This is a genomic window from Rhodoferax ferrireducens (assembly GCF_003347515.1).
Lineage (GTDB): Bacteria > Pseudomonadota > Gammaproteobacteria > Burkholderiales > Burkholderiaceae_C > Rhodoferax.
On the sequence record NZ_QEII01000161.1, the window covers coordinates 1 to 251 of the forward strand.

Genomic DNA, 251 nt, shown 5'->3' on the forward strand with positions numbered 1-251 from the left:
ACTTGAAAGCCGTGGTTTACGATTTTTGTGAGTCTCGCGCCGGTGAGCATGCCCGCACGTTCCTGGGCACCAACACCGAACAAGGCGGCTGGAAAGGTACGCTGGTCTGTGATGATTACGCAGCCTACAAATCGTTATTCACAAAGGGCATCGTGGAGGCGGGCTGCATGGCTCATGCCCGGCGCAAGCTGTTTGAGCTGCATGCGAACCACTCCAGCCAGATTGCCCAGACTGGGTTGAAGTTGATCAGT

General features: G+C 55.8%; 1 protein-coding gene. It reads left to right on the top strand.

Going from position 1 to position 251, the window contains the following annotated elements; genetic code table 11:
• A partial coding sequence (locus C5P05_RS00860) for an IS66 family transposase (RefSeq protein WP_157979163.1) occupies positions 1-251 on the top strand: 251 nt, incomplete at both ends.